Genomic DNA, 25,467 nt, shown 5'->3' with positions numbered 1-25,467 from the left:
CGATCAGCAGTCCGTGTCGCAGAACAGATCGTAAAGCAGACGGATCACTTTTTCAGTGTTTCCGTCGCGCAATGAATAGTAGATCGTTTTGCCTTCCCGACGCGTCGAGACCAACTCTTCCTCGCGCAGGCGGGCCAGCATCTGGCTGACTGCGGCCTGCCGCAACTGAAGTAAATCTTCAAGCTGGCCGACGGATTTTTCACCACTACCAAGATGGCACAAGATCATCAGGCGCCCCTCATGCGCCAGTGTTTTAAGAAAAGCAGCCGCGCGTGCTGCACTATCTTTCATGTCCGACGGAGCGTCTGTTAGGTGTGCCTGAGGTCCGGTTTCGTTTAGTGCCACTTTCTGACCGTTGTATCATGATTTGTGATGGCAATATGCATCAAGGCCACTGGTATTGTCACCCCTCGGTTGCCGGAGCACCCCCCTGAAAAGCGTTGCCGTCAACGTAATCGCATGGGTCCTCCTGCATTTGCAGATGCAACCCTTCTCCGTCATATGCGTGTGCGCGGGCCAGGTCTTCGTCGACATCGATCCCAAGGCCCGGAGCTGTCGGGGCGGCGACGAACCCATTCTCGATCCGGATCGAGCCCTTGATGAGTTGATCGTGGAACGGTGTTTCGATGGTTTCTAAAAGCAGCAGATTGGGAATGGAAGCGGCCAGATGGATGTTGGCGGCCCATTCGACCGGACCGGCATACAGATGCGGTGCCATCTGAGCGTTGAAGACCTCGGCCATGGCTGCGACTTTCTTCATCTCCCAGATTCCGCCTGCACGTCCCAGCGCCGGTTGCAGAATCTCGGCTGCTCCGGCACGCAGGACTGCTCCGAATTCTGCCTTCGTGGTCATCCGCTCTCCGGTAGCAATCGGTATGCGTACGTTGCGGGCGACGCGGGCCATATCTTCGATATTGTCAGGCGGTGTAGGTTCCTCGAACCAAAGGGGCTGATATGGTTCCAACGCCTGTCCCAGCCGAATAGCCCCGGCCGTGTTGAACTGGCCATGTGTGCCGAACAGAAGATCCGCCCTGTCCCCCACGGCCGCGCGGATCGCTTTGCAGAAGGCGACAGACATGGAAATGTCACTCATCGCGGGCATATGGCCGCCGCGGATCGTATAGGGACCGGCCGGGTCGAATTTTACGGCGGTGTAGCCGCGGCGCACCATTTCCGCGGCCGTTTCGCCCGCCTGTTCGGGAGAGGTCCAGAAATCGTTCAGGTTGTGCTGAGGCAGGGGATACAGGTAAGTATAGGCCCGAATCCGGTCATTCATCCTGCCACCCAGAAGCGCATGGACCGGCCTGTCCCGGTCTTTGCCCAGAATATCCCAGCAGGCAATTTCCAACCCCGAGAACGCACCCATCACCGTCAGGTCCGGGCGCTGCGTAAAGCCGCTGGAGTAGGTGCGACGAAACATGAGCTCGATGTTCTCGGGGTTCTCGCCCAGCATATGTCGTTCGAACACGTCCTGAATGACATGACGCATCGCCTCGGGCCCCACGGACGAGGCATAGCATTCACCCCAGCCGGTGATGCCGGTATCAGTCGTCACTTTGACAAGTATCCAGTAGCGCCCTCCCCAGCCCGGAGCGGGCGGGGCGGTGACGATGATGTCGAGATCCTGCAGTTTCATCCCAAATCCTTTCGGTGGGTCAAGTCCTGTCGAACAGGATCACGTTTCGCTTGGCCGATCCGGTTTTGGTGTCGGCGATGGCCTCGTTGATCTGATCCAGTGACCAGCGGCCCGAGATCAGCTCATCCAGTTTCAGCCGTCCCTGTGCGTACAGGTCCACCATCCAAGGTATGTCACGCTGAATGACAACGTCGCCCATTTTCGACCCGACGACGCCCTGACCCAGGGCTGCCAATACAACGGGTTCATAGCTGGCCATGTCACCGGAATGTGGCATCCCGATCATGATTGCCTTACCGCCGCGCCCAAGATAGCGCGGGGCCTGATCATAAGCGGGAATCGCGCCGACGGTGATCAGAACGGCATCGGCACCGCGTCCACCCAGCGCCCTGTATGCGGCTTTCCATGGTTGATCCAAGCTGGCCAGGACGCCGTGGGTCGCGCCGAACTCTTTGGCGATCTCAAGCTTTTCTTCAGTCATGTCCACGGCCACGATCCGCCGCGCGCCTGCAATCCGCGCGCCTTGAATTGCGTTCAGGCCAACCCCGCCCGCCCCAATGACCACAACGTCCTGACCGGGGCGCACGCCTGCCGCATTCACCGCAGCGCCGACCCCGGTAATCACGCCGCAGGACAGCAGGCTGGCCAGTTCCTTAGGCAGGTTTTCGGGGATTTTGACAATCTGGCGGTGGCTCACCACAACCTTTTCGGCAAAGGCCCCGCATGCCATCGCCTGTTCGAGTGGGCCGCCGTCGCTCGTTTTCAATGGTCCTTTGACAGTATCGTACGGTGTTTCGCAAATTGTCGGTTGCCCGCCTGCACAGGCAGGGCAAGACCCGCAGGCGCGGATCAGAGTCACCACCACAGGGTCGCCGACTTTGAAATCTCCTGCCGCCTCTCCGACCGCGCTGATCACGCCTGCGGCTTCGTGCCCGTAAACGGCTGGCAGGAACCCTCCCCATGCTCCGTCAGCATATGAAATGTCCGAATGACAGATGGCTACAGCCTCCAGTGTCACCTCGAGCTCGCCCGTGCCGGGGGGCGCCAGATAGACTTCTTCGATCACCAATGGCTCGCCAAATGCCCGGCAGACTGCTGCTTTGATTTTTTGCATGTTTTCCCTCACTCCGGTTGGATTCACGGTGGCGTGGGAAAAGGCGGCTCGCAAGGCAGAAACCGCCATTTGCGTGTCGTTGTTACGCTACGGCAGGCCGGGATCGCCTAAACAGAAGAAATCCTGCCAGCATCAACAAAAGTGCCAACAGAAAAGGGGCGCCGGGCAGGTAGAGCGGGGTGTCGGGTCGAATGAACTGCGCGAATACGCTGGTCATCACCAACGGTGAGATCACCATGGAAAGCGCATGCAACGCAGTCAGGACACCTTGCAATTCGCCTTGCTGCGAATCTGGTGTGGCCCTTGACATCATTGCCTGAAGGGCGGGCGTGATGACCGCCCCAATGGCGGTAATTGGGATGAGAAGCAGTGCGATCAGGCCGTTGGTCAGAAAGGCCAGAATGGCAAAGCTTATGATCTCAAAAACCATGCCATAGATGATTGTACCCCGCTCGCCCAAAAGCCGGATGGCCGGGCGGATCAGGCCGCCTTGCACGACGGCCATTCCGATACCATAGACACCAAGAGATAGGCCGATCATTTGCGGTGACCAACCGAACCGCTCGGTTGTGAAGTAAGACCAGATGGCGGGATAGACGTAGATTGAAACCGAATACAGGAAATAGACCCACAGCATCGGCCGGATGCCCGGCAATGCTGCAATGGCGCGAAGCGAATTCACCGGATTTGCGCGCCGCAGGTTGAAATCACGCCGGTTCTCGGCGGTTACCGTTTCAGGCATCACGAAGTATCCGATGCAAAAGGTCAGCGCCGCCAACCCTGCCGCAGCCCAGAATGGCGCCCGGGTTCCGAATTCGCCAAGCAATCCGCCAATCACCGGACCCAGGACGAAACCTACGCCAAAAGCCGCGCCCAGAAGGCCGAAATTTGCGGCCTTGTCTTTTGGGTCGGACACATCCGCCATGAAAGCCGCGGCTGTCGAATGGGTGGCCGCCGTAATGCCTCCGATGATACGACCGGCCAGCAAAAGCCAGATGCTGCCCGCCACGGCCATGACGATGTAGTCCAAGGCCATAACGAACAAAGACACCAGCAATACGGTTCTGCGCCCATAAGCATCGGACAGGTTTCCCAGAATGGGCCCAAAGATGAATTGCATTGCCGCAAACGCTGTACTCAGCACACCGCCCCAGATTGCGGCATTGGCCAGGGTGCCGCCCTGAACCTCGACAATCAGTTGCGGCATGATCGGCATCACAAGACCAATGCCCATGGCATCGATCATGACGATGCTGAGGATGAAGAAAAACGGCAGACGCATGGGACCAGAACAAATGAGTTGTGTGCGGCACCCTATTCATGCTCGACGAATGAGGGAAGAGAGAGTTCGCCCTCACAACCCATGTCGTTAAGACTGGTTACTAGAGTTTGCCTGCCAGTTCGGACAAAAGCTCAGCCAATTCCTGCGGATGTGAAAAAAACGGTGAATGTGAGCTGTCGATTGTGCGCCGAAGATCTTCGGGAACGCAGGCACTCATGTCTGCCTGGTACTCGGTTGGAATCGTGTGGTCATCGGTTGTTCGGATATAGGCCTTGGGGACTTTGGCAAAGCGCGGACCGACTGGCAGCGGTGTTTCTTGTGGATGGATGGCTTGCGGACACAGGCGCGCGTACGCGTAAGGCAGGATGTCGTCCGGGCAGTCGTGATAAAACAGCTTTGGGATGGCATCTACGGACACGGTGTAGGAAAGCCCGTCTGCAGATTTTTCTACCGCGTGAACTATGGTTTGCCGCGGCCCGCGTCTGCGCATTTCTGCCATCGAAAGACCATCCCGAGGGACATAGGCGCACAGGTAAATCAAGGCGCGCATCGCATTTGGACGCGCCTCGGCTGCTGCGCTGATCGGAAAGCCGGCCCAGGAATGGCCGACGACGATCGTATCGGGTGTACAGGCGTTCAAAATGGCATCGCGGCAACTGTCCAGCGTGACGTCGGCCACCGGCGTGGGGTCTGCACCATGGCTGGGCATGTCGATGGCGCGGGCGCAATGGCCCAGGGTTTCCAAAGCGGGGATCAGGTCGCGCCAGCACCAGGCGCCGTGACACGAGCCATGGACCAACAGGAAGGACGCCATGTCATTCTCCTTCAGACATGTCCGATTTCGGTCAGAAATCCGGTCAGGATTTCTGCGTATTCCGCGGGTTTCTCAACGCAAGGCAAATGTCCTGCGCGGCGGATCAGCCGAAATCGGGATCCGGGAACAAGATCAATCGTTTCCCGCACCAGATCGGGCGGGGTAGATCCGTCTTCGCTGCCCGCAATCCCAAGCGTGGGCAGGCGCAGGCCGCTTGTGGGGGTATAAAAGTCGGTACCGGCAATGGCGGCACAGCAGCCCAGATACCCTTCGACTGGTTGGCTGACCATCATATCGCGCCAGGGCAGGTAGTTTTGCGCGCGGCGGTATTCGCGAGAGAACCAGCGCTCCATCGTGGCATCGGCCAGAGCCTCGATCCCGCCCTTTCGCGCCGCCTGAATGCGCTCTTGCCAGACCGAAGGCGTGGCGATCTTGGCAGCGGTGTTCGACAGCACCAGCGCACGAATCTGGTCCATGCGTTTGACCGCCAGCCCTTGCGCGATCATCCCGCCAATCGAGAGGCCGACAAAGACGCAATCGCGAACCTGAAGGTGATCCAGCAGCGCCTCTGCATCCCGCACCAAAGCGCCCATTGAGTAGGGTGCAGGCGGCACCGAGGATTGCCCGTGCCCACGCTTGTCATATCGGATGATGCGCAGCCCGTCGGGCATGTATGGCAGCACCGCATCCCATAGATGCAGGTCGGTTCCCAGGGAATTGGCAAACACAATGGGTGCACCGTCCGTGGGGCCGTCGATGCGATAGTTCAGCTTCACGTCGCCCAGATCAGCGGTCATCATGACAAAGGTCCTTGTCGTCACGGCGTTCCTGGTGCAATTTGCACGGCTTTGGTACACTTGTCAGGTCAGGAATTCCAACGCCTTAGCGAATATTTCCGGATCGACATTACCGCCCGAGGTGACGACGATCACATCGTCACCCTCGATCTCGTTGCCCCGGAAAAGGGCCGAGGCCAGCGCTACGGCACCACCGGGCTCCAATACGATTTTGAGGCGCAGAAATGCATGTGCCATGGCCTGCAACGCCTCTTCTTCGGTGACAGACATTCCGGGCCCACAAAGACGATGAAGAATCGGAAAGGTGATGTCGCCAGGCTGTGGTGTCAGGATGGCATCGCATATGTTTCCTGAGGCCGCAGTGTTGTTTTGAATTTGACCTAACGCCAATGATCGTTTGACGTCGTCGAACCCTTCCGGCTCACAGGGCCGCGCCCGCAAGTTCGGCGCGTGTTTTTCCAATGCCAGCGCAATGCCAGAGGTCAAACCCCCTCCGCCGCAACAGATCAGAACATCCGCATGCGAAACCCCAAGTTCCGCAGCCTGCTTCGCGATTTCAAGCCCAGTTGTGCCTTGCCCCGCGATGACCTGCGGTTCGTCATAGGGGCGGATCAGGGTCAGACCACGCTCTGCCGCGATGGCTTCGCCAATCTCCTCCCGGCTTTCATTCGCGCGATCGTACAAAACGACTTCTCCGCCCAGCGCGCGGGTATTGTCGATCTTGAGTTGCGGCGCGTCTGACGGCATGACGATGACCGAGGCAATACGATGTTTCGAAGCAGCCATCGCAACGCCCTGCGCGTGGTTGCCCGATGAATATGCGATCACGCCGCGCTTGCGTACGCCCTCATCCAGCGCAGAAATGGCCGACCACGCGCCGCGAAACTTGAAACTGCCGGTATGTTGCAGGCATTCCGGTTTGACCCAGATTCGGCGGCTTGCGAGGGTGTCGAGAAAGGGCGACGACAGGATCGGTGTTTCGCGGACGTGTCCTTTTAGCCGATCTGCGGCGGCTTCGATCATCTCAAGTGTGCTCATGCGGCGTTCTTCAATACCTTCTGTATCAGGTCCAGTGATTGGGGTTCGTTCAGGAACGGAACATGCCCACGATCGGGCACTTCGACCGAAATCAGGCCGGGAAGGCGGCTGTGCATCTCCGTCAGCGTGTTCGAGCCCAGAATATCGGAATTCGCGCCCCGGATCACACCGGTGGGAATGTCGCGCAAGGCTTCAAAGAGTATCCATAGATCAGGTGCTGTCCCGCTTGCAGCTTGCTCAAGAAGCGCTTTGCGCAAGGCTGGATCATATCGAAGTTTCAGCCCATCGTCCCGCATTTCATACTGAATTTCAGCCTGTTTGCGCCAGGTTTCCAACGGAACTCCGGGAAATTGCGCTTCCATGACGTGTTTCAATGCAGCGGCAGCTTCATCATGGGTTTTGGCAGCGGGTTGTGTGCCCACGTAGGCCATGATTTTAGCAATACCCGTCGGCTCGATAACTGGTCCCACGTCATTCAGAATAACGGCGGCAAGACGTTCAGGATGGCTTGCGGCCAGCGTCATGGCGATCAGTCCGCCGCGCGATGTGCCCAGAATGGCGGCTCTCTGGATCCCCAGAACGTCCAGCAGCTCAATCGCGTCATGGGATTCGCGAAAGATGTTGTAGTTCATGTAATCGGGATCATATTCCGAACGGCCGCGCCCCCTGTAATCCATAGTGATCATGCGCAGGTCAGAGGCATATGGCGCAAAGAATGAAAAATCGCGGCTGTTTCGGGTCAGGCCGGCCAGACACAAAAGCGGTGTGCCGGTCCCGGTTTCCTCATAGTAGATGCGCCTGCCGTCCGTTGTCATGAATTCTGGCATCAGAGACCGGCCAACTTGGGAACCGAGGTCAAATCGGACAACACATGTGCAGGTGTCCACGGAAGGCGGTCCATAGGTTCAGAAATCCGATTGACCCATGCGGTTACAAAACCGTACCCGCTGGCCCCGGCAGCATCCCAACCGTTTGAGCTGACGAACAAAACCTCATCGCGGGCACAGCCAAACCTTTCTTGCACCAGATCATAGACGCGGGCATGGGGTTTGAAGACGCCGACACTTTCGACCGACAGAATATCATCCAGCACATCGCCAATCCCGGCAGATTGCACTGCGCCTTCCAGCATGGGGGGCGAACCGTTGGACAGGATGGCTGTCCGCAGCCCACCATCCTTGAGGGTCTTCAACATGGCAGGAACCTCGGGGTAAGCCTGCAACTCCCAATAGAGATCAAGCAGACGCTGGCGCAGTTCCGGGTCGCCTTGCAAGCCCGCGGCTTCCAAGGCCCAATCCAGCCCGTCCTGGGTGACATCCCAGAAGTCCGCATGCGCATCCGCTACGGCGCGTAGCCATGTGTACTGCAGTTGCTTCAGGCGCCAATGTCCCGCGACTGTGGGCCACTTGTCTTTCAGCGCTTCAAAGCCCGGCTCGTCTGCCGCCTGTCGGGCAGCCGCAGCAACATCGAATAATGTTCCGTAGGCGTCGAACACACAGGTCGTGATCGCCATATGATCCTCCTCTGATTGCGCGCAGGTTGGCACATCGGGGAATGGGGTGAAAGGGCCGAGGCTTTACAACATTGTGTCAACCTCTAGGGTTGGCCGCTTAACCCTTTAGAACGGCCGGAGGCCACGATGACTGAAATAAAACAGGGCGACACGGTTCGCATTCACTACACCGGGACGTTGCTGGACGGAAAAGTCTTTGACAGCTCGGACGGGCGTGACCCGCTGGAATTCGTGGTTGGGTCGGGCCAGATCATCCCGGGTTTGGACAGTGCCATGGCGGGTCTGTCCACCGGGGACAAGACGCGGGTCGAGATTGCCTGCACGGACGCCTACGGCCCGATCAACCCTGCAATGCGTCAGGAAATTCCCCGCGAAGGTATTCCGGATGACATTCCTCTGGATCCCGGGACACAGTTGCAGATGCAAACACCAGAGGGTCAGGCCGTGCCGGTAACGGTCGTGGATTCGAACGAAGCCACTGTTACGCTGGATGCAAATCACCCGCTGGCCGGGCAGGATCTGGTTTTCGAGATCGAAGTCGTTTCAGTCAACTAACACGAGGTTCGGGCTGGATGTCCGGCCCGTATCTCAGCCCATCAGAGAGTGAATCGCGGCACGCATCTGTGGCTGAGTAAAGAAGACAAACACCAGCAACATTGAAGTCAATGTTAGCAAAAGCACTCTGGCCCGTTGGCTGAGAAAACTGGGCTTACGCCGGTTTTGCGTTGCGCGTGCATTGTTTGCAATGATTTGGTCTAGCTTGCTCATATTGTTTTCCTGCCGCGAAATGATGGTGAAATCTGGGCAGCGGCAGGGAAAGAAATAGTCACATGGCTTCGGGCTGAGGCATGCCCAGTACGTGGAAACCACCATCAACGCGGATGATCTCACCTGATGTGCAGACACCTGCATCCGAGGTTAGATACACTGCGGTACCGCCGACCGCTTCAAGTGTTGCGTTAGAACGCAACGGCGCATTCTGATCGCAGAACTTGTAGGTCTTGCGCGCGCCGCCAATGGCTGCCCCGGCGAGAGTCTTCATCGGTCCCGGGGAAATTGCGTTTACGCGGATGCCATCGGGCCCCAGATCGTTGGCCAGATACCGGGTTGCCGATTCCAGCGCAGCCTTTGCGACACCCATCACGTTGTAGTTCGGTACAACCCGGTTGGATCCCTGATAAGTCAGGGTCAGCAGGGAACCGCCATTGTCTTTCATCAAAGGATAGGCGCGGCGCGCGACCTCTATGAAGGAATAGGCCGAGACATCCATCGAATGCTTGAAATTCGCGCGTGTGGTATTCAGGAAACGACCTGTCAGCTCGGACTTATCCGAATATGCGATAGCATGGACCAAAAAATCGATGGTGGGCCAACGTTCGGCCAGTTCGCCAAAAGCGCGATCCAGCGACTCGTCGTCGGTAACATCCGCATCGACCATGAAATCGCTGCCTAGGCTCTGAGCCAGCGGCTCCAACCGTTTGCCAAATGCCTCGCCCTGATAGGTGAAAGCCAGTTCGGCACCAGCCTCGTGCATGGCCTTGGCAATGCCCCACGCAATCGAGCGGTCATTGGCCACGCCCATGATCAGGCCGCGTTTACCTTTGAGAAGATCCGACATTACTTTCACCCGTTATACTTTGACAAAACCATGGACCCGTTTGTGCCGCCAAAGCCGAAGCTGTTGGTCATGACACTGTCCAGTCCTGCGTTTTCAACCACTTGAGTTGCAATTTCACCGGGCTGAATGCCTTCGGCAAGCGTATCGACATTGATCGATGGTGTAATGAAATCGTTTTCCAGCATCAGCAGGCAGAAAATCGTCTCAAGCGCGCCCGCCGCGCCCTGAGCGTGGCCTGTCATCGACTTGGTCGACGAGATGGGTGGCACATTGCCTTCGCCAAAGATGCGACGCACGGCCTCGACCTCACCCACGTCGCCGACGGGGGTCGAGGTGCCATGGGCATTGATATAGCCAACCTTGCGCCCCTCGGGCACGGTATCCAGAGCTAGACGCATCGCGCGCTCGCCGCCCTCACCTGAAGGGGCAACCATGTCGTGGCCGTCTGAAGTTGCGGCATAACCTGTAACTTCAGCATAAATTTTGGCGCCGCGCGCCAAAGCGTGGCCCAGCTCTTCCAAAACAACGATTCCACCACCGCCCGAGATCACGAAACCATCGCGGTTTTCGTCGAACGCGCGCGAGGCTCTGTCGGGTGTGTCATTATATTTCGACGACATCGCGCCCATTGCGTCGAACAGGCAGGACAGGGTCCAGTCAAGTTCCTCTCCGCCGCCGGCGAACATCACATCCTGCTTGCCCAGCATGATCTGTTCGGCCGCGTTGCCAATGCAATGCAGCGAAGTCGAGCAAGCGGACGTGATCGAATAATTTATGCCCTTGATCTTGAATGCCGTCGCCAGATTTGCCGAAATCGTCGAGCACATGCATTTCGGCACGGCAAATGGCCCGATCCGCTTGGTCGCGCCTGTCTTCAGAACGGTCTGATGCGCCGTCAGCATGGCGCTGGTCGATGGTCCGCCAGAACCTGCAACCAGCCCGGTGCGGGGGTTGACGATCTGGTCTTCTGTCAGCCCTGAATCGGCAATCGCCTGGCTCATGGCGATATGTGCATAGGCGGCCCCGGGACCCATGAAGCGCAATGTACGCTTGTCCACATGCTGGGCCACGTCGATCTTGAGCGTACCTGCGATCTGGCTGCGAAAACCATGTTCGGCCATCTGCTCGCTGGCCACGATCCCGGATTTGCCTGCTTTGAGCGAGGCCAGAACCTCTTCAGCATTGTTCCCGATCGAGGACACGACCCCCAGACCGGTGACGACTACTCGACGCATGTGCGCACTCCTTATTTCAGACCGTTCAGGTTCAAGCCTCGGATAGAACGACCTTCATGTCTTTGACATCATAAATCATCTCGCCATCGGCTTCGACGATGCCATCTGCCACACCCATTGTCAGGCGGCGTGTTTGAATCGCTTTTTTGAATTCGATTTTATACGTCAGCATCTTACGGTCCGGGCGGACCATGCCGGTCAGCTTTACTTCACCTACGCCGACAGCCATGCCGCGCCCCTGCCAACCACGCCAGCCAAGGTTGAATCCGGTCAGTTGCCACAGCCCGTCAAGGCCCAGACAACCAGGCATGATCGGGTTGCCGGGGAAGTGGCAGTCAAAGAACCAAAGGTCAGGTGTGATATCAAATTCGGCCAGCACATGGCCTTTGCCGTGCAGACCACCATCAGCCGAGATGTCGGTGATCCGGTCCATCATCAACATCGGTGGGGCGGGCAATTGTGCATTGCCGGGGCCAAATAACTCGCCACGAGCGCATTTCAGCAGATCATCTTTGTCAAAACTGCTTGGGAACTGGGCCATTCTGCCGCCTTTCCTGCCGGGGGTCTGTCTTTACATCTGGCCTCGTCTAGCACCCGTTTGCAAGGTCCTGCAAGAGCAGCTCGCCACATCATGTTGTGTTGACACTTATCTTGCGAATGAATTTCATTTGAAATTGCCGGTGATGCGCCCCTATATATAAAGGCAGCAATAATGGGTATCGGATCGATGACACCTCAGAGCCGCGAAATCGCAACGGGTTGGCTGGTGAATGCCGGCTTGCGACCGACGCGTCAGCGCGTGGCGCTGGCCGAGCTTCTGGTGGGCGACGGCCGACATCGCCATGTCACTGCTGAAAGCCTTTTTGAATCGGCGAAGGCGAACGGGGATGCCGTGTCTCTGGCAACGGTCTACAACACTCTGCGTGCGTTTTGCGATGCAGGTGTGCTGCAGGAAATTACGGTGGACGGATCCAAGAGCTACTTCGACACGAACACGCATGATCATCCACATTTCTATTGGGAAGACGACGCGCGGCTAAGTGATGCGCCGTCGGATCAGCTTGTCATTCAGCGTCTTCCCGAGGCGCCGGAAGGTGTCGAAATCGCGTCTGTCGATGTCGTCATCCGCTTGCGCAGGAAATAAGATCTTAAACGCTCGTCAGTCCGGCCAGCAAAACGTGTTCCGCCTTTCCTATGACCGGGTCAGCTGGACCCGTTCCGTGGCGTGCCAGAACAACGGATTCTGCTGCGTCCCGATCGGTGATAGGCACGCTGACCAGACGCTTGGTGTCATAGCTGAAGGTGCTGGGTGGGCTGGCATAGCTGATCCCGATTCCCTCACCATGAGCCGCAAGGCTGCGTTGAATCTCTAGTGAAGCCGCCCGGTGTGCGACGGACGGGCGTAGACCGTTTTGCCGAAACAGGCCAAGAATATGTTGCGCCGACAAGCCTTCCGCAGACAAAATCAGCGGGTAGCTTTCCAGCGCAGCAAGAGTGACTTCGGTGGTTGTCGCCAGTGGGTGATCCGGGGGCATCAGGGCCTTCGGCCTGCTGTCGAACAGTTTTGTACGAGCGAACCCAGCGTCCATGGTCAGGTCGTAGGTAATCGCGATGTCAATCTGACCCTCCATCAATCCATTCAGCAGTCCTTCGAAAGACTCCGCCACGTATGTAAGGTTGATATCGGCGAAGGTGGCGCGAAGATGTTGCAGGGCCGGAGCCAACAGGAAGGGGGCCAGATCCGTAAAGCAGCCTAATCTCAGTTTGGTTGTTTCCGGTACGGAGGTATCGGACGCCTCGATTCGGGCAGCATTTTTCAGCAGGACCTCAGCCCGGTCTATGAAACTACGCCCCTGAGGTGTCAGCGCCATGGCCGCCCCGCGCCGGCGGACGAATAACGGATACCCCAAATGGGCTTCAACGCGCGTCAGAGCAGTAGACAAGGCTGGTTGTGAAACATTGAGATGTTGGGCTGCCGCCGACAAACTGCCGTGGCGCCCGACTGCACAGACATATTCATATTGGCGCAGCGAAATATATAACATGAGGTTAATAATAGCTTCTAAAGATATGATTTGAACAGAATACATTTTTCAGAGCAAAAACAGAAAATCCATAGGAGCTTCTGATGCCACACTCTCTCGTTTCTCAGCAGATGATCGATACTTATCAGGCGGATGGCGTCGTGCTGATCAAAGGATTGTTCGCGAACCACGTGGATCAGCTGCGGGACGGGGTGGCTGCGAATATGACCGATCCCGGCCCGTACGCGTCCGAAAACAAGAAGGCCGGTGAAACAGGTCGTTTCTTTGATGATTATTGCAACTGGACCCGGATTCCACAGTTCCGCGAGGTGATCGAGACCTCTCCCGCGGCCGAGGTTGCAGCTGATCTGATGCAATCGAAAAGCGTTCAGATGTTTCATGATCACGTGTTGGTCAAAGAACCCGGAACGTCGATGGCGACACCGTGGCATCAGGATGGTCCCTATTATTTCGTCGAGGGTCAGCAGACGATCAGCTTCTGGTCTCCGCTTGATCCGGTCAGGCAGGCGACCCTGCGTTGCGTCGCCGGGTCACACCGTTGGGAGAAGGAGGTTCTGCCGACCCGATGGGTTTCCGAAGAAGGCTTTTTCGCGGATGAAGGTCAGTACATCCCAGTGCCGGACCCGGATGCCGAGGGTATGAGGGTTGTCGAATTCGAGATGGAGCCCGGCGATGCCGTTGCATTCAACTATCGCACGCTGCACGGCGCGCGCGGAAACCAGTCAGACAGCCGTCGCCGCGCCTTTTCACTGCGGCTGGTAGGCGACGATGCCCGGTATGTAGAGCGCCCCGGCCGAACCTCGCCCCCGTTTCCCGGTCATGACATGACGCCGGGACAGCGCCTGCGCGAGGATTGGTTTCCGATATTGTTGCAGCGCTAAGCCGGCTCAGAACCACTGACCTGATTCGATCAGCCCGAGATCCAGCAACTGGCGTGACCGCCATTCAAACGGCACCGAATTGCGCCAGCGAAAGCTGCGGATGTCAAATGTTGACCCAGCATTGGATTTCAGAGCTTTCGCGGCCCGGAAGGAACAGATAGCGGCCGTTAAGTTGTGATGCCAGGGACAGGAATAGGTGTTGTATTCCGGCTCGTTAGAGGTGTGATCGGGTCTCAGCACCAAGTTTTTTTGAGCCTTGAACAAAGCGATGCGGTCGATCCTGCGACGTTCGTAAGGAATGTGGTCCTCGAATCGCCACCGCAACCCACCGGAAAGATCCACCTGACGGTCCAGCGGTTGACCGCTTGGGTCGTGGCGGGTATGGGCGTAATACCCTGCGCTGTCGAACATGGCCTGATCTGGGGCCACGCCGTTGGGATGTGCGGTCAGATCCTCTGCGTAAAGGTCGAGGACATAGCTGAGCATCGCATTGCGACGCTCTTCACTGTGAAAGACCAGCATCTCGCCCACGCTGCGCGTTTCGCAATATGGAAAAAACAGGTATTCGGCGTTGTAGCAATAATACATCCAGATACCGGGTGCGGCCTGAATGATCCTGTTTATTGTTTCAAACACAACCAACCGCGGAACACATTTCAAACAGACCCGATGGACCTTGGCGGACAGGTCATCAGTCAGATGAAACTCGTCCGGCGCAAATACGATGACTGATTTGAAGCCCAGCGTCAGATGATGATGCAGCGTGCTGGCCAATTCCACCTCGTCCTCGGCAAAAATCAATGCAACCGGGCCCTTGGCCAATGCGGCTTGGCCCGATTTAAGGAAATGGTCGAGGGAATCGTATGTCATCGGGTGCTTTTGGGTCCGGCTTCACTGGAAAGTCCTGCCAAATTCGGGTAATTGCGCCCGCATTGCAAGCGGCGTTCTAAGCGTATAGACGACGCCGATCCAGCGAATGCAAAGGCCCGTCCCATGTCCGAACCGAAGAAGCTGTTTATCAAGACTTATGGCTGTCAGATGAATGTCTATGACAGCGAACGCATGTCCGAGGCGCTGGGCGGGCAGGGCTATGTCGAAACCAAGACGCCTGATGATGCCGATATGATCCTGCTGAACACCTGTCACATCCGCGAAAAAGCGGCTGAGAAAGTGTATTCGGAACTCGGTCGCTTCAAGGGGCTGAAGGTCGAAAAGCCTGACCTGAAGATCGGTGTGGCGGGATGTGTTGCGCAGGCCGAAGGTGAAGAGATCATGCGCCGCCAGCCGCTGGTTGATCTGGTCGTTGGTCCGCAAAGCTATCATCGTCTGCCCGAGATGGAGGCCAAGACCCGAGCGGGCGAAAAGGCGCTGGACACTGACTTCCCCGAGGAAGACAAGTTCGAAAAGCTGAAAAACCGTCCCAAGGCCAAACGCGGCCCGACGGCGTTTCTGACGGTTCAGGAAGGCTGCGACAAGTTCTGCGCCTTCTGCGTCGTGCCTTATACCCGTGGTGCTGAAGTCAGCCGTCCGGCGGATCGCATCATCCGTGAAGCCCACGATTTGGTCGAACGCGGTGTGCGCGAGATCACCTTATTGGGGCAGAACGTCAACGCCTATCATGGGGCCGGGGTGAATGGTGACATGACCCTGGCGGGTTTGATCTGGGAACTGAACAAGGTCGACGGACTGGAGCGAATCCGTTTTACCACGTCGCACCCAAATGACATGGCGGATGACTTGATCGAGGCGCATGGCACCTGTGACAAGCTGATGCCGTATCTGCACCTGCCGGTTCAGTCGGGCTCGGACCGTATTCTCAAGCGGATGAATCGCAGTCACACGGCAGAGAGCTATCTGCGCCTGATCGAGCGCATTCGTGCAGCGCGCCCGGATATCGTGATGTCAGGGGATTTCATCGTCGGCTTCCCCGAGGAAGCCGAAGAGGATTTTCAGGCAACGATGGATTTGGTTGAAGAGGTCGAATACGGCTACGCCTATTCATTCAAATACTCCACACGCCCGGGAACACCTGCGGCCGAGCGGGCTCAGGTTGATCCGGCTGCGGCGGATGAACGGTTACAGCGCCTTCAGGCCGTTATCACGCGACACCAAAGGGAAATTCAGGACGGTATGGTTGGCCGTACAGTCCGCGTCTTGTTTGAAAAACCGGGCCGCCTGCCTGGTCAAATGGTCGGAAAATCCGAGTATCTTCATTCGGTTCACGTAAAAGGCCCCGAGATTGCCGTTGGTGATCTGAAAGAGGTCCGGATCACCGAGTCGGGCGCCAACTCTTTGGCCGGTGAATTGCTCTGAGTCAGTGAGATTCCGCCGTTCAGGCACCATAGTTGGTGTTTGTTTCCAAAATTTACCCTTGATTTATTGCTTGGAACTATGCTCGGAGAGGAGCCATGTTTTTTCGGGCGCCAGTTTTTGCGTCTAAAAAACGATTATGCACCGATCCGGAGATCGGAGTGATGGAGGTACGAGTGTCAATCTTGAAGAGCTTCAGGGCCTTGAGCCTGGTGAAAACCTTGCCCGTGGCTTCCGCGGTCACTCTACTTGCCAGCGCGACGATCGCCGGGGATTTGAAGGGCAAAACAGCCGATCCAGTTGTAATTAGCCCCAAGAAATTCAGCAGTGACGTCAGTGCATTTTACCTGGGGGTTTCCGGCGGCTACGGCTCGGGCGGGGATGATCGATTTGGACTGAGAACACCCGCCGGGCTGTTTGATATTGGCGACCTGAACGTATCCGGAGCCTATGGTGGCTTTCGCGGTGGTTGGCGCGGTGTTTTGCCCTCCAGGGGTGGCCGTGATTTTGTCTACGGTTTTGAAGTCGGATATGATTTCGGATCCTTGGACGATAGTGTCAGGGCCCAGATCGGCAGTTCGAACGTTCAGGGTGAGGCAGAGATATCTGACGTTTTGTCCCTCAGATATCGAAGCGGCCTGACAAGCCGAAACGGTCGGGTTCTCTACTTTTTCAGTGTCGGTTATCTGTGGGGCGATGTTGAAACGACCAACAGCATCACATCGGGAACTTCGGTACAAAGCTTTTCCGCGTCGGACAGGCGGGGCGGATACACCGCAAGCATCGGTGCCGAACACAAGCTGACCGACAATTGGTCAGTCACCGGCGAATACGAATACGTCCAGTTCAAATCCGAAGACATTCAATTCGGTTCCGGCTTTTCCACGAAGTCGACACCGAAATACGGCGGTTTGAGATTCGGGTTGAACTATACTTTCTGATGCGCGTCTGACTGGCATTTTCCTTTTATGTGATCGGCGCTTTTGTCATCTGTGGGTTTATTTTTGAAACTGTGGCTTGCGCCCACCGAGATTTGTTGTCTACGCTCGGGGTGAACTGCCAAGACAGGAGAACGGATTGGCCATCGGTGCCCTGACCCCACCGCAAGATGAAATGCCCCAACGCGAGGCGTTTGTAGAGTTTCCCGACAACCGATTGTTGATTGACCTGTGTGGCGAATACGACCGCAATCTGACCGACATCGAAAGCAAGCTTTCCGTCCAGATCGTACGCCGCGGCAATCAGCTTGTCGTGATGGGCGACGAAGACGCTCAGAAGCAGGCTATTGAGGTGCTGCAATCCCTTTACACGCGGTTGGAAGGCGGGCGCGAGGTTGAGGCCGCAGACGTGGACCGGGAACTGCGGATGGGTGTTTCGGAACAGGGGACCGGCAGCCGCGACGGCGACCAGCTTGAAATGTTCAAGGGCGGTTCAGTCGAGATCAAAACCCGCAAGAAACTGGTCGAACCGCGTACGGACGCCCAGAAGGCTTATGTGCAGTCACTGTTTCAAAACGAGCTTGCCTTCGGCATCGGGCCAGCTGGCACGGGTAAAACCTATCTTGCCGTCGCTGTTGGTGTGTCGATGTTTATTGGCGGACATGTGGATCGAATCATCCTGAGCCGTCCCGCCGTCGAGGCGGGTGAGAAACTGGGCTATCTACCGGGTGACATGAAGGACAAGGTCGATCCCTACATGCAGCCGCTTTACGATGCGCTGAATGATTTCCTGCCCGGCAAGCAGCTGGCCAAGCTGATCGAGGAAAAACGAATCGAAATAGCACCGCTGGCGTTCATGCGTGGACGCACGTTGGCCAATGCCTTTGTGGTGTTGGACGAAGCACAGAACGCCACGACCATGCAGATGAAGATGTTCCTGACTCGTCTGGGCGAGGGCAGCCGCATGGTAATCACCGGCGACAGGTCTCAGGTGGATTTGCCACGCGGCGTTCAGTCTGGGCTCCAGGATGCGGAAAGACTGTTGAAAACGATTCCCAATATCAGTTTCAACTATTTCACGTCGAAGGATGTGGTGCGTCACCCGCTTGTGGCCGCGATCATCGAGGCGTATGAGGCTGATGCGGGCCGCGAAACCAGTTGAGTGCAAGGCTCATTCACAGGGCTGTTTTACGATAAGATGAATTTGGAACTCACTGTCGAAGACGACCGGTGGCAAGGGCTTGAGTCTTTGTCGCGGCAGGCGATCTCTGCGGTTCTGTCCTATGCGGAACTGGACCCGGGGTGTTGCGAGGTCAGCGTTCTGGGTTGCGATGACGCGCGCATTACGGAACTGAATGCCGAGTTTCGCGGCAAACCAACCGAAACCAACGTTCTGAGCTGGCCGGCTGAAGATTTGTCCCCGGACCAAGCCGGACAAGTGCCCCAACCGCCCGAGCCGGATTTCACCGGTGAAATCCCTCTGGGTGATATTGCAATTTCCTTCGACACATGTGCACGAGAGGCCGATGAGGCAGGCAAGGACTTTGACGATCACGTCGTTCATCTGCTTGTCCACGGAACGTTGCATTTGCTGGGATATGATCACATTCGTGACCCCGATGCCGCTCTGATGGAAGGGATTGAGGTCGAGATACTTGGCAAGTTAGGTATAGATGACCCATATAAGGTATGAAGTGGGTCAGGTGACCCGATTAGTTGGAACAAGGTAATGGGCGAAACAGACGGCAGTTCTAGGGCGGCGCAAAGCGCGCAATCTCAGGACAGCAGCAATAATACTCAAGAGAAAAGCGGGTTTATTTCCCGAATTTTCGATGCGTTCTCGGGTCAAGAGAGTCAACAAAACCCGGTGGTAAACGGGCAGAGTGCAGCGGTGGCTCAGCCCCGCGGGATGATGAACCTGCGCCGGATGCGCGTCGAAGACGTGGCCATTCCCACGGCTGAGATCATCGCGGTCCCTTCTACCATCACCAAGGATGAACTGGCCGATGTGTTCCGGGACAGTGGATTGTCCAGAATCCCGGTCTATGAAGGAACACTGGATACGCCGCTGGGCTTTGTTCACCTCAAGGATTTCGCACTGACCCATGGTTTCAATGGCGGTGCGGACAAGTTTGACCTGAAATCTATGTTGCGCACGCTTCTGTTCGTGCCGCCTTCGATGCCAATTGGTGTCCTGCTGACCAAGATGCAGACCGAACGTCGCCATATGGCGTTGGTGATTGATGAGTATGGCGGCGTGGATGGGCTGCTGACAATCGAAGACCTGATAGAACAGGTCGTAGGTGAGATCGCGGACGAACATGATGCAGCCGAAGATCAGCTCTGGGTGCAGGAAAAGCCGGGCTGCTACCTGGTGCAGGCTCGTGTGCCGCTTGAGGACTTCGAGGCTGAGATCGGCCGGTCCTTGACCAGCCATGAGGACGTGGATGAAGAAGACATCGATACGCTGGGCGGGCTTGTTTTCATGCTGTCCGGGCGTGTTCCGGCGCGCGGCGAGGTCGTGATCCATCCTGAAGGCCCGGAATTCGAAGTGGTTGACGCCGACCCGCGGCGCATCAAACGGTTGCGCGTCATGCTACCGGACGTTGCTGCATGACGCCTGTCCGGGGCTGGCCGTTATCGTTTAGATTGTTCGCCTCCGCCGCTCTGGGCGCGATCGGTGCTTTTGGTCAAGCACCGCATGGGCATTGGGGCGCTGCGGTTCTTGCGCTGATTTTGATCGTTCCGGTTTTCCTTGCCAGTGAAACCCGCGCTCGCGCGGGCTGGGTCGGCTGGTTTTTCGCTACCGGCTATTTTGCGCATGCACTCAGCTGGATCATCGAGCCTTTTCAGGTGGACGCAGAGCGCCATGCCTGGATGGCACCGTTTGCGCTGGTGTTCATGGCCGGCGGGCTTGCCTTGTTCTGGGCTGTCGCGTTTCGACTATCACGACATTTCGGCGCAACGGCCATGCGACAAAGCATTTTTCTGGTTGTGACGCTGTCTCTGGCCGAACTGGCTCGGGGTTACGTACTGACCGGGTTTCCATGGGCCGGTGTGGCGCAAATCTGGGTGGATACACCTATGGCGCAGTTGCTGTCTCTGGTGGGGCCGTATGGCCTAAATGCGCTGACATATGCCGTGGCGTTTCCAATAGGGGCAGCATTGGTTCAAGAAAGACGCTTGCAGGCGCTGGCCCGGCCACTGAGTTTTGCAGCTGTGATGGTAGTCCTGACGATGGGCTATGCGTCGATACGGCCAAGGGTTCAGGACGGCCCGCACACAGTTCGTATTGTTCAGCCCAACGCGCCGCAGCACCAAAAGTGGGACCCGGCGTATGCGCCTTTGTTCTTCGCCCGTCAGATTGAGTATTCCGCCGCTTTGCCCAGACCGGACCTGATCGTCTGGCCCGAGACCGCAGTTCCGGCCTGGCTGGGCAGCGCACAACCGTATTTGGCCTCCATCACGGATGCAGCTCAGGGGACGGCTGTGGTTTTGGGGATCCAGCGCGGAAACGGTCCGAGGATCTTTAACTCGATGGTCTATCTGGATGAAGCCGGGCGGCAGAGCGGTCTATATGACAAACACCATTTGGCCCCGTTTGGAGAATATGTACCTCTTGGCGATTTGATGGGCCGTTTTGGGATTTATGGGCTGGCGGCCACAGCGGGGCATGGATTCAGCGCGGGGCCAGGGCCCGATCTCTTAGATTTTGGCAAAATGGGAAAGGCGTTGCCTCTGATCTGTTACGAAGCCGTGTTCCCGCAGGGTGTAAACGGGGCGCCGGGTCGGGCAGACTTTCTGTTGCAGATCACCAACGACGCATGGTTCGGAACTCGTTCGGGACCGTTTCAACACTTGGCACAAGCCCGGATGAGGGCGATTGAGCAGGGTCTGCCAATGATCCGCTCGGCCAATACCGGAATATCGGCGATGATTGACCCGCTGGGTCAGGTCACGGCCTCATTGGCTTTAGGCAAGGCGGGATACGTGGATGCGATCCTGCCGCAGCCACAACAGCCAACAGTTTATTCCCGCATCGGGGACAGCCCTGTTCTTGCGGCGCTATTGTTTCTTGCTGCGCTGGTGTGGTTCAGCATCCGTCGCCTGAGCAAATAATTAGAGATTGACCCCATCTTGAAGCGCGCGTATGCGTCTGTGACCTGTCACAACGGCTTCCTGGCGTGACGGAGAAACCCCTAATGGAGCGCATTTATGTCCCGACAGAACTATACATTTACTTCGGAATCCGTTTCCGAAGGGCATCCTGACAAGGTCTGCGACCGTATCTCGGATGCTGTCCTTGATGCATTTCTAAACGAAGAACCAGAAGCCCGTGTGGCCTGCGAAACCTTTGCAACAACCAACCGGGTTGTGATTGGCGGTGAAGTAGGCCTGACTGATCAAGACAAGCTGCACGATTACATGGGGCGCATCGAACAGATCGCTCGTGATTGTGTGAAAGACATCGGTTACGAGCAGGACAAGTTTCACCACGAAACTGTCGAGGTAACCAACCTGCTGCATGAACAATCCGCCCATATCGCTCAGGGCGTTGATGCTGCGGACAACAAGGACGAGGGTGCCGGCGACCAGGGCATCATGTTTGGTTATGCCACGACTGAAACTCCGGAGCTGATGCCTGCACCGATCCAGTATTCGCACGCTATCCTGCGGCGTCTCGCGGAAGTACGCAAGAACGGCACCGAACCCGCTTTGGGCCCCGATGCAAAGTCGCAGCTGTCAGTCGTTTATCGCGACGGCAAGCCGGTCGGCGTTAGCTCGATCGTTCTGTCTACGCAGCACTTGGATGAAGCGTTGTCTTCGGATGATATCCGCGCCATCGTCGAGCCTTATATCCGTGAAACCCTGCCTGACGGCTGGCTGTCGGCTGAAACCGAATGGCACGTCAACCCGACCGGCAAATTCGTTATCGGCGGACCGGATGGTGACGCGGGCCTGACCGGGCGCAAGATCATCGTGGACACCTATGGCGGCGCGGCCCCGCATGGCGGCGGCGCGTTCTCGGGCAAAGACCCGACCAAGGTTGACCGTTCGGCAGCATACGCAGCACGCTATCTGGCCAAAAACGTCGTGGCGGCTGGCATGGCCGAACGCTGCACGATTCAGCTGAGCTATGCGATTGGCGTGTCCAAGCCGCTGTCGATCTATGCCGACACGCATGGTACCGGCCAATTGGCGGATGCGGCAATCGAGAAAGCCGTGGGTGAGGTCATGGATCTGACGCCGCGAGGCATTCGCCAGCATCTTCAGCTGAATAAGCCGATCTACCAACGTACAGCGGCTTATGGCCACTTTGGTCGCCAGCCGAGTGAAGACGGTGGTTTCAGCTGGGAGCGCACCGATCTGGTCGATGCGTTGAAGTCCGCGGTCTGATCTGAACAACACAAAGCGCGCCTTTCAGGGCGCGCTTTTACCTTGTGCGTACCGCGCCCCTTGCAACGTTCTCTGGCGCGCAGTATGGCGACGGCCATGAGCACCGAGACTCCACAACGCCCGCGCAGAAATTTCTATGGCCGCTTCAAGGGCAAGACCCTGAAGCCCAGCCAAAAGACCTATCTGAACGAAGATCTGGCTGCTTTGTCGCCCGGCGCGGTGGACTGGGACACCAACCCTGAGCGCAGGCCGCTGGACTTGAACAAGTTGTTCGGCGGTAAGCCGGTGTGGCTGGAAATCGGCTTTGGCGGCGGCGAGCATCTGATTCATCAGGCGCAAAGCAACCCCGACATCGGCATCATCGGGGCGGAGCCCTATATCAACGGCGTTGCCATGCTGCTGGGCAAAATCCGACAGGCCGGGGTTGAGAACCTTGCCGTGCATCCCGGCGATGCCCGCGACCTATTCGACGTGCTGCCAGAGGCCAGTATATCGCGCGCCTTTCTTCTGTATCCCGATCCGTGGCCCAAAACCCGGCATCATCGTCGCCGTTTCGTGACACCGGAACATCTTGAGCCGTTGGCGAAGGTATTGAAACCCGGATCGATCTTCCGGGTCGCTACGGACATCCCCGACTATGTGCGGCAGACACTGGAGGAAGTCCCCCGCGCCGGGTTCGAGTGGTTGGCCGAACGCCCCGCAGATTGGCGCGAGCCGTGGGAGGACTGGATTTCCACGCGCTACGAGCAGAAGGCCTTGCGCGAAGGTCGCACGCCCCATTACCTGACCTTCCGCCGCAAAGACTGATTGCCGCTGGACCAACCGGTGCCAATTCGCTAATCGGCTTGAGCACTGATAGCGCAAAAGGAGCCCCCATGTCCGGACACGGAACGCCCATCCCGATGACCTCGCATCCCTGCGGCCCGCTGACCGGCACGGCAGAGGTGCCCGGGGACAAGTCGATTTCGCACCGGTCGCTGATCCTCGGCGCGATGGCGGTGGGCGAGACCAGGATCTCGGGTTTGCTCGAAGGTGAGGACGTGTTGGACACCGCAAAGGCAATGCGGGCCTTCGGGGCTGAAGTCACAGATCATGGTGGCGGCGAATGGACCGTGCACGGCGTGGGTGTCGGCGGGTTTGCCGAACCGAATCAGGTGATTGACTGCGGCAATTCCGGCACCGGGGTGCGGCTGATCATGGGTGCCATGGCGACCTCGCCGATTGCGGCGACGTTTACCGGGGATGCTAGCCTGAACAAGCGTCCCATGGCGCGGGTGACAGATCCGCTTGAGTTGTTTAGTGCGCAGGCCGTGGGCCGCTCGGGTGGGCGTTTGCCCATGACGATCGTCGGTGCGGCGGACCCGACTCCGGTTCGGTACGAAGTTCCGGTACCCTCAGCTCAGGTGAAATCCGCCGTCCTGCTGGCGGGGCTGAATGCCCCCGGTAAAACCGTGGTTATCGAGAAAGAGGCGACCCGCGATCATTCCGAGCGGATGTTGTCCGGGTTCGGTGCCGAAGTTACGGTGGAAGACACTGATGAAGGCCGGGTCATCACTTTGACTGGGCGCCCCGAATTGAAGCCGCAAGTCATCGCCGTTCCCCGTGACCCGTCCAGCGCGGCCTTCCCGGTTTGTGCGGCGCTGATTACGCCTGGCTCCGATGTGCTGGTGCCCGGCATCGGCCTGAACCCCACACGGGCAGGCCTATTCACCACGCTGCGCGAGATGGGCGCGGATCTGACCTATGAAAACGAGCGCGAAGAGGGCGGCGAGCCGGTTGCCGATCTGCGCGCGAAATACTCGCCAAACATGAAGGGCATTGATGTACCGCCAGAACGCGCGGCCTCGATGATCGACGAATATCCGGTTTTGTCCGTGGTTGCCGCAAACGCCACGGGTACGACGATGATGGGCGGAGTGAAGGAACTCCGGGTGAAAGAAAGCGACCGCATCGATGCCATGGCGCGCGGTCTGCGAGCCAACGGCGTCACGGTCAACGAGGGTGACGACTGGTGGTCGGTCGAAGGGTTGGGTATCGGCAAGGTTCCGGGCGGCGGAACGTGCGAAAGCTTCCTGGATCACCGCATTGCCATGTCGTTCATGGTGATGGGCATGGGCGCGCAGAACCCGGTAAGCGTGGATGATGGTGGCCCGATCGCGACATCCTTCCCGATTTTTGAGCCGTTGATGGCGTCGCTTGGGGCAAAGGTAGAGCGCAGTTGAGCTTCACTGTCGCCATTGACGGACCTGCGGCTGCGGGCAAGGGCACGATCTCCAAGGCCGTGGCGGCGCATTTCGGGTTTTCCCATCTGGACACTGGCTTGCTGTATCGGGCCGTCGGACGGCGTACCCTCGAAGGGGTTGGCGCGCTTGAAGCCGTGCAGTCCCTGACGGCTGAAGAGCTTGAGCAGGGTGATTTGCGCACGGCTGAAATCGCGCAGGCCGCATCCAAAGTGGCGGTGATTCCCGAGGTTCGCGCCGCCTTGGTGGATTTTCAGCGCGCCTTTGCCCGAAGGTCAGGTGGGGCCGTCTTGGATGGGCGCGACATCGGGACGGTGATTTGTCCCAATGCCGAGGTGAAGCTGTTTGTAACGGCCAGCCCAGAAGTGCGAGCCGAACGCCGGTTTTTGGAGCTTAGTGCAAAAGGTGCTGACGTGACGCGCGAGCGGGTTCTGGCGGATGTCAAAGAGCGGGATGCGCGGGACGCAGAGCGCAGCGCTGCGCCGATGAAGCCAGCTGAGGATGCGGTGCAACTGGATACAACAGATCTCAGCATCGAGGCTGCATTGGCCAAAGCGCTTGAAATCATCAGCGCAAAACTGCCCGCGACGCGCTGACGTCGCAGGCAGA

The 25,467-nt window shown here is 57.8% G+C and carries 28 protein-coding genes and 1 riboswitch; of the genes, 13 read left to right on the top strand and 15 right to left on the bottom strand.

The window, feature by feature from the left end; all coding sequences use genetic code 11:
* Positions 1-3 precede the first annotated feature (3 nt).
* From AC2FLP_RS17275 to AC2FLP_RS17235, 9 genes are all read right to left on the bottom strand, one after another.
* Complete coding sequence (locus AC2FLP_RS17275) at positions 4-291, bottom strand: ArsR/SmtB family transcription factor (protein WP_117869814.1); 288 nt, start codon at positions 289-291, stop codon at positions 4-6.
* 112 nt (positions 292-403) lie between these two features.
* On the bottom strand, positions 404-1,636 hold the full coding sequence (locus AC2FLP_RS17270; RefSeq protein WP_496685121.1) for a mandelate racemase/muconate lactonizing enzyme family protein: 1,233 nt from the start codon (positions 1,634-1,636) through the stop codon (positions 404-406).
* 19 nt (positions 1,637-1,655) lie between these two features.
* On the bottom strand, positions 1,656-2,750 hold the full coding sequence (locus tag AC2FLP_RS17265; RefSeq protein WP_299898435.1) for a Zn-dependent alcohol dehydrogenase: 1,095 nt from the start codon (positions 2,748-2,750) through the stop codon (positions 1,656-1,658).
* A gap of 82 nt (positions 2,751-2,832) precedes the next feature.
* On the bottom strand, positions 2,833-4,032 hold the full coding sequence (locus tag AC2FLP_RS17260) for a TCR/Tet family MFS transporter (RefSeq protein WP_299898438.1): 1,200 nt from the start codon (positions 4,030-4,032) through the stop codon (positions 2,833-2,835).
* A gap of 100 nt (positions 4,033-4,132) precedes the next feature.
* Positions 4,133-4,846, bottom strand: coding sequence for an alpha/beta fold hydrolase (locus tag AC2FLP_RS17255; RefSeq protein ID WP_496685123.1), 714 nt, complete (start codon positions 4,844-4,846; stop codon positions 4,133-4,135).
* A gap of 11 nt (positions 4,847-4,857) precedes the next feature.
* Positions 4,858-5,646, bottom strand: a complete 789-nt coding sequence (gene pcaD, locus AC2FLP_RS17250; RefSeq protein ID WP_496685124.1) for a 3-oxoadipate enol-lactonase — start codon at positions 5,644-5,646, stop codon at positions 4,858-4,860.
* A 60-nt stretch (positions 5,647-5,706) separates the two neighbouring features.
* Positions 5,707-6,681 (bottom strand): threonine ammonia-lyase, encoded by a 975-nt coding sequence (locus AC2FLP_RS17245; protein ID WP_299898444.1) that lies wholly within the window; start codon positions 6,679-6,681, stop codon positions 5,707-5,709.
* Entirely contained in the window at positions 6,678-7,508 is an 831-nt protein-coding gene (locus AC2FLP_RS17240) for an alpha/beta fold hydrolase (protein ID WP_299898446.1), read from the bottom strand. The genes AC2FLP_RS17245 and AC2FLP_RS17240 overlap by 4 nt, the downstream gene beginning before the upstream one ends.
* Complete coding sequence (locus AC2FLP_RS17235) at positions 7,508-8,194, bottom strand: haloacid dehalogenase type II (protein ID WP_496676711.1); 687 nt, start codon at positions 8,192-8,194, stop codon at positions 7,508-7,510. The genes AC2FLP_RS17240 and AC2FLP_RS17235 overlap by 1 nt, the downstream gene beginning before the upstream one ends.
* A gap of 126 nt (positions 8,195-8,320) precedes the next feature.
* On the opposite strand from AC2FLP_RS17235, the gene AC2FLP_RS17230 reads away from it, so the two are divergent.
* Entirely contained in the window at positions 8,321-8,749 is a 429-nt protein-coding gene (locus AC2FLP_RS17230; protein ID WP_496685127.1) for an FKBP-type peptidyl-prolyl cis-trans isomerase, read from the top strand.
* Between the two features lie 33 nt (positions 8,750-8,782).
* Here AC2FLP_RS17230 and AC2FLP_RS17225 read toward each other — a convergent pair whose 3' ends face one another.
* Genes AC2FLP_RS17225 through fabA form a run of 4 tightly spaced genes read right to left on the bottom strand, consistent with a single transcriptional unit; the run spans position 8,783 to position 11,588 of the window.
* Positions 8,783-8,962: a hypothetical protein gene (locus AC2FLP_RS17225; protein WP_496685129.1), complete on the bottom strand. Its 180-nt coding sequence runs from the start codon at positions 8,960-8,962 to the stop codon at positions 8,783-8,785.
* Positions 8,963-9,020: 58 nt separating this feature from the next.
* A complete protein-coding gene (locus tag AC2FLP_RS17220) occupies positions 9,021-9,812 on the bottom strand; it encodes an enoyl-ACP reductase FabI (protein ID WP_496685131.1) in 792 nt (263 codons plus the stop codon).
* A gap of 5 nt (positions 9,813-9,817) precedes the next feature.
* Positions 9,818-11,047, bottom strand: coding sequence for a beta-ketoacyl-ACP synthase I (gene fabB, locus AC2FLP_RS17215; protein ID WP_299898452.1), 1,230 nt, complete (start codon positions 11,045-11,047; stop codon positions 9,818-9,820).
* Between the two features lie 31 nt (positions 11,048-11,078).
* Positions 11,079-11,588, bottom strand: a complete 510-nt coding sequence (gene fabA, locus AC2FLP_RS17210; RefSeq protein WP_117869801.1) for a bifunctional 3-hydroxydecanoyl-ACP dehydratase/trans-2-decenoyl-ACP isomerase — start codon at positions 11,586-11,588, stop codon at positions 11,079-11,081.
* 186 nt (positions 11,589-11,774) lie between these two features.
* Between fabA and irrA the strand changes: the two genes are divergently transcribed.
* Positions 11,775-12,191: an iron response transcriptional regulator IrrA gene (irrA, locus tag AC2FLP_RS17205; protein WP_117872833.1), complete on the top strand. Its 417-nt coding sequence runs from the start codon at positions 11,775-11,777 to the stop codon at positions 12,189-12,191.
* A gap of 4 nt (positions 12,192-12,195) precedes the next feature.
* Here irrA and AC2FLP_RS17200 read toward each other — a convergent pair whose 3' ends face one another.
* Complete coding sequence (locus AC2FLP_RS17200; protein ID WP_299898455.1) at positions 12,196-13,092, bottom strand: LysR family transcriptional regulator; 897 nt, start codon at positions 13,090-13,092, stop codon at positions 12,196-12,198.
* An 83-nt stretch (positions 13,093-13,175) separates the two neighbouring features.
* Here AC2FLP_RS17200 and AC2FLP_RS17195 point away from each other — a divergent pair, with 83 nt between their 5' ends.
* Positions 13,176-13,973 carry a phytanoyl-CoA dioxygenase family protein gene (locus tag AC2FLP_RS17195; RefSeq protein ID WP_299898457.1) on the top strand — a complete coding sequence of 266 codons (798 nt, stop codon included), beginning with the start codon at positions 13,176-13,178 and terminating at the stop codon, positions 13,971-13,973.
* A gap of 6 nt (positions 13,974-13,979) precedes the next feature.
* On the opposite strand, the gene AC2FLP_RS17190 is transcribed toward AC2FLP_RS17195, so the two are convergent.
* Positions 13,980-14,843, bottom strand: coding sequence for a hypothetical protein (locus AC2FLP_RS17190; protein ID WP_496685134.1), 864 nt, complete (start codon positions 14,841-14,843; stop codon positions 13,980-13,982).
* A gap of 123 nt (positions 14,844-14,966) precedes the next feature.
* On the opposite strand from AC2FLP_RS17190, the gene miaB reads away from it, so the two are divergent.
* From miaB to cmk, 10 genes are all read left to right on the top strand, one after another.
* Entirely contained in the window at positions 14,967-16,286 is a 1,320-nt protein-coding gene (gene miaB, locus AC2FLP_RS17185) for a tRNA (N6-isopentenyl adenosine(37)-C2)-methylthiotransferase MiaB (RefSeq protein WP_299898461.1), read from the top strand.
* 173 nt (positions 16,287-16,459) lie between these two features.
* The gene (locus AC2FLP_RS17180; protein WP_496685136.1) at positions 16,460-17,224 is read left to right on the top strand and encodes an outer membrane protein; all 765 of its coding nucleotides are present in this window, start codon (positions 16,460-16,462) and stop codon (positions 17,222-17,224) included.
* Between the two features lie 136 nt (positions 17,225-17,360).
* Positions 17,361-18,383 carry a PhoH family protein gene (locus tag AC2FLP_RS17175; protein WP_299898466.1) on the top strand — a complete coding sequence of 341 codons (1,023 nt, stop codon included), beginning with the start codon at positions 17,361-17,363 and terminating at the stop codon, positions 18,381-18,383.
* A gap of 36 nt (positions 18,384-18,419) precedes the next feature.
* On the top strand, positions 18,420-18,914 hold the full coding sequence (gene ybeY, locus AC2FLP_RS17170; protein WP_496685137.1) for an rRNA maturation RNase YbeY: 495 nt from the start codon (positions 18,420-18,422) through the stop codon (positions 18,912-18,914).
* Between the two features lie 36 nt (positions 18,915-18,950).
* Entirely contained in the window at positions 18,951-19,838 is an 888-nt protein-coding gene (locus AC2FLP_RS17165) for a hemolysin family protein (protein ID WP_496676688.1), read from the top strand.
* The gene (lnt, locus tag AC2FLP_RS17160; protein WP_496685139.1) at positions 19,835-21,340 is read left to right on the top strand and encodes an apolipoprotein N-acyltransferase; all 1,506 of its coding nucleotides are present in this window, start codon (positions 19,835-19,837) and stop codon (positions 21,338-21,340) included. The genes AC2FLP_RS17165 and lnt overlap by 4 nt, the downstream gene beginning before the upstream one ends.
* 41 nt (positions 21,341-21,381) lie before the next feature.
* Positions 21,382-21,431: riboswitch (SAM-SAH riboswitch) on the top strand.
* 5 nt (positions 21,432-21,436) lie between these two features.
* Positions 21,437-22,618, top strand: a complete 1,182-nt coding sequence (gene metK / locus AC2FLP_RS17155; RefSeq protein WP_117869792.1) for a methionine adenosyltransferase — start codon at positions 21,437-21,439, stop codon at positions 22,616-22,618.
* Positions 22,619-22,714: 96 nt separating this feature from the next.
* Positions 22,715-23,425: a tRNA (guanosine(46)-N7)-methyltransferase TrmB gene (gene trmB / locus AC2FLP_RS17150; protein ID WP_205511814.1), complete on the top strand. Its 711-nt coding sequence runs from the start codon at positions 22,715-22,717 to the stop codon at positions 23,423-23,425.
* Positions 23,426-23,493: 68 nt separating this feature from the next.
* Positions 23,494-24,840: a 3-phosphoshikimate 1-carboxyvinyltransferase gene (gene aroA / locus AC2FLP_RS17145; protein ID WP_496685142.1), complete on the top strand. Its 1,347-nt coding sequence runs from the start codon at positions 23,494-23,496 to the stop codon at positions 24,838-24,840.
* The gene (gene cmk, locus AC2FLP_RS17140) at positions 24,837-25,454 is read left to right on the top strand and encodes a (d)CMP kinase (RefSeq protein WP_117869789.1); all 618 of its coding nucleotides are present in this window, start codon (positions 24,837-24,839) and stop codon (positions 25,452-25,454) included. Before aroA ends, cmk begins: the two co-directional genes overlap by 4 nt.
* Positions 25,455-25,467: the final 13 nt, after the last annotated feature.

It is taken from the genome of Ruegeria sp. CDSA141 (assembly GCF_059612005.1).
This window is presented reverse-complemented; position numbering and strand designations above follow the sequence as displayed.

Excerpts from the sequence above, each read along its gene's own strand:
- AC2FLP_RS17275 (WP_117869814.1), bottom strand. The coding sequence starts at position 291 with ATGAAAGATAGTGCAGCACGCGCGGCTGCTTTTCTTAAAACACTGGCG.
- AC2FLP_RS17270 (WP_496685121.1), bottom strand. The coding sequence starts at position 1,636 with ATGAAACTGCAGGATCTCGACATCATCGTCACCGCCCCGCCCGCTCCG.
- AC2FLP_RS17265 (WP_299898435.1), bottom strand. The coding sequence starts at position 2,750 with ATGCAAAAAATCAAAGCAGCAGTCTGCCGGGCATTTGGCGAGCCATTG.
- AC2FLP_RS17260 (WP_299898438.1), bottom strand. The coding sequence starts at position 4,032 with ATGCGTCTGCCGTTTTTCTTCATCCTCAGCATCGTCATGATCGATGCC.
- AC2FLP_RS17255 (WP_496685123.1), bottom strand. The coding sequence starts at position 4,846 with ATGGCGTCCTTCCTGTTGGTCCATGGCTCGTGTCACGGCGCCTGGTGC.
- pcaD (WP_496685124.1), bottom strand. The coding sequence starts at position 5,646 with ATGATGACCGCTGATCTGGGCGACGTGAAGCTGAACTATCGCATCGAC.
- AC2FLP_RS17245 (WP_299898444.1), bottom strand. The coding sequence starts at position 6,681 with ATGAGCACACTTGAGATGATCGAAGCCGCCGCAGATCGGCTAAAAGGA.
- AC2FLP_RS17240 (WP_299898446.1), bottom strand. The coding sequence starts at position 7,508 with ATGCCAGAATTCATGACAACGGACGGCAGGCGCATCTACTATGAGGAA.
- AC2FLP_RS17235 (WP_496676711.1), bottom strand. The coding sequence starts at position 8,194 with ATGGCGATCACGACCTGTGTGTTCGACGCCTACGGAACATTATTCGAT.
- AC2FLP_RS17230 (WP_496685127.1), top strand. The coding sequence starts at position 8,321 with ATGACTGAAATAAAACAGGGCGACACGGTTCGCATTCACTACACCGGG.
- AC2FLP_RS17225 (WP_496685129.1), bottom strand. The coding sequence starts at position 8,962 with ATGAGCAAGCTAGACCAAATCATTGCAAACAATGCACGCGCAACGCAA.
- AC2FLP_RS17220 (WP_496685131.1), bottom strand. The coding sequence starts at position 9,812 with ATGTCGGATCTTCTCAAAGGTAAACGCGGCCTGATCATGGGCGTGGCC.
- fabB (WP_299898452.1), bottom strand. The coding sequence starts at position 11,047 with ATGCGTCGAGTAGTCGTCACCGGTCTGGGGGTCGTGTCCTCGATCGGG.
- fabA (WP_117869801.1), bottom strand. The coding sequence starts at position 11,588 with ATGGCCCAGTTCCCAAGCAGTTTTGACAAAGATGATCTGCTGAAATGC.
- irrA (WP_117872833.1), top strand. The coding sequence starts at position 11,775 with ATGACACCTCAGAGCCGCGAAATCGCAACGGGTTGGCTGGTGAATGCC.
- AC2FLP_RS17200 (WP_299898455.1), bottom strand. The coding sequence starts at position 13,092 with ATGTTATATATTTCGCTGCGCCAATATGAATATGTCTGTGCAGTCGGG.
- AC2FLP_RS17195 (WP_299898457.1), top strand. The coding sequence starts at position 13,176 with ATGCCACACTCTCTCGTTTCTCAGCAGATGATCGATACTTATCAGGCG.
- AC2FLP_RS17190 (WP_496685134.1), bottom strand. The coding sequence starts at position 14,843 with ATGACATACGATTCCCTCGACCATTTCCTTAAATCGGGCCAAGCCGCA.
- miaB (WP_299898461.1), top strand. The coding sequence starts at position 14,967 with ATGTCCGAACCGAAGAAGCTGTTTATCAAGACTTATGGCTGTCAGATG.
- ybeY (WP_496685137.1), top strand. The coding sequence starts at position 18,420 with ATGAATTTGGAACTCACTGTCGAAGACGACCGGTGGCAAGGGCTTGAG.
- AC2FLP_RS17165 (WP_496676688.1), top strand. The coding sequence starts at position 18,951 with ATGGGCGAAACAGACGGCAGTTCTAGGGCGGCGCAAAGCGCGCAATCT.
- lnt (WP_496685139.1), top strand. The coding sequence starts at position 19,835 with ATGACGCCTGTCCGGGGCTGGCCGTTATCGTTTAGATTGTTCGCCTCC.
- metK (WP_117869792.1), top strand. The coding sequence starts at position 21,437 with ATGTCCCGACAGAACTATACATTTACTTCGGAATCCGTTTCCGAAGGG.
- trmB (WP_205511814.1), top strand. The coding sequence starts at position 22,715 with ATGAGCACCGAGACTCCACAACGCCCGCGCAGAAATTTCTATGGCCGC.
- aroA (WP_496685142.1), top strand. The coding sequence starts at position 23,494 with ATGTCCGGACACGGAACGCCCATCCCGATGACCTCGCATCCCTGCGGC.